Raw genomic sequence first — 1,581 nt, forward strand, 5'->3', positions numbered from 1 at the left:
GGGTTTCTGACGCCTTTGACTCAAACAATCCGAGTAGATTTCTTATCGCGAATCATGTCTTGTATAAGTGCGACATCGATCTCAGATTTACCATCAGCAAACGCATAAACCATCGCAAAATCACATAGATTATTGATACGTCGGGGAATGCCTTCACTATAGCAATAAATCATGGCACAGGCTTCATTGCTAAATATCTTCTTAGATACACCCGCAACTTCAAGACGATATTCAATATATTTCTGAGTTTCTGGGTAGCTCAGTGCTTTTAAATGAAATTCCACGCCTATGCGTTGTGCAAATTGCACAAGTTCTGGCCGATTTAGTTTTTCAATCAGCTCAGGTTGCCCGGTTAAGACTAGTTGTAAAAAAATATCCGAATCTATGTTTACGTTAGATAACAAACGTAGTTCTTCTAATGCTTGAACAGATAGGTTTTGTGCTTCATCGACAATTAAAACGACCCTTCTACCCTGGGCATGTTGTTCAACGACAAAATTAATATAATCTCTATAGCGGCCCGCATTATCAGTTGCTGTGGATTCAATTTCGAGGGAATCCAGTACCCAAGTCATCAATTCACCAAACGACTCATGGGTATTATTGATGAGCCCTATAACACAATCATCTTCAATTTTTGATAGTAATACTCGAATAAGAGTAGTTTTGCCTGCACCAATCTCACCTGTAACCACAGTAAAACCGGCATGGCTCATTAGGCCATATTCCAACATAGTTAAAGCTTTTTTATGATTAGGGCTTAAATAAAGAAATGCTGGGTCAGGGACCAGGTTAAAAGGCTTATGTGTTAAACCAAAGTGTTCTGTATACATAAGTTAGTAATTTTGATGTTCAGGATGATGCGCTGCTTTATTTACTACCGTACCCAGTAAATGTGAACCTTCAAGTAACTGTAAAGATTTGGTTATATTCGATTCTGTGTTTTTACCATCTTCAAGCACTAGCAATGTGCTGTCGAAATATCCTGCGGACAATAAAACATCATCAGTTTGCAATACTGGTGGCACGTCAAAAATAATCATTCTCGAATCATACTGTGATTTAATATCTGCGACCAAACTAGCCATTTTAGGACTGGACAACAATTCTGCAGAATCGTCTGCACGGCCAAGGCCAGGCAGAATGACCAGACGTTTTACACCTGGATTCATTAAAACTTCGGATAGCTCGTAATCACCTGAAAGATATTCGCGTAAACCAATTGAAGGCTTTAAACCAAAATATTTACTGATACTTGGATTGCGTAAATCCATATCGACTAGAAGTACTGTTTGATTAAGTTCCATTGCAATTGCTATAGCAAGGTTTGCAGCAATAACTGACTTACCTTCCCCTGCTGTAGGTGAGGTAATTGCAAGTGACTGCCAACGATTGCTTCGCATTTTTTTGAGAACTTGGGTACGCAGCATTCTAAAAACTGCTGATTGGGGGTTATTGTAGAAACCCGCAATAATTCGATTTTTTTCCAAGGTAGAATTGGGTACATCAATCACTTTCGTTTTTGAATAAGAAATTTGATTCTAGTGTATTTTCAGCTAATGGATCTTCAACACGCTCTGA

General features: G+C 38.6%; 2 protein-coding genes. Both read right to left on the reverse strand.

The genetic code is table 11. From position 1 onward, the window contains the following. Positions 1-20 precede the first annotated feature (20 nt). Positions 21-833: an ExeA family protein gene (locus A9E74_RS13720; RefSeq protein WP_069297151.1), complete on the reverse strand. Its 813-nt coding sequence runs from the start codon at positions 831-833 to the stop codon at positions 21-23. A 3-nt stretch (positions 834-836) separates the two neighbouring features. Further along, the gene (locus tag A9E74_RS13725) at positions 837-1,430 is read right to left on the reverse strand and encodes a CpsD/CapB family tyrosine-protein kinase (RefSeq protein WP_245652185.1); all 594 of its coding nucleotides are present in this window, start codon (positions 1,428-1,430) and stop codon (positions 837-839) included. Between the last annotated feature and the right edge of the window lie 151 nt (positions 1,431-1,581).

The sequence above is a fragment of the Methylophaga muralis genome, from assembly GCF_001720165.1.
GTDB lineage: Bacteria > Pseudomonadota > Gammaproteobacteria > Nitrosococcales > Methylophagaceae > Methylophaga > Methylophaga muralis.

Bases quoted from the DNA above. Each gene is read 5' to 3' on its own strand.
- A9E74_RS13725 (WP_245652185.1), bottom strand. From the start codon at position 1,430: ATGCTGCGTACCCAAGTTCTCAAAAAAATGCGAAGCAATCGTTGGCAG.
- A9E74_RS13720 (WP_069297151.1), bottom strand. From the start codon at position 833: ATGTATACAGAACACTTTGGTTTAACACATAAGCCTTTTAACCTGGTC.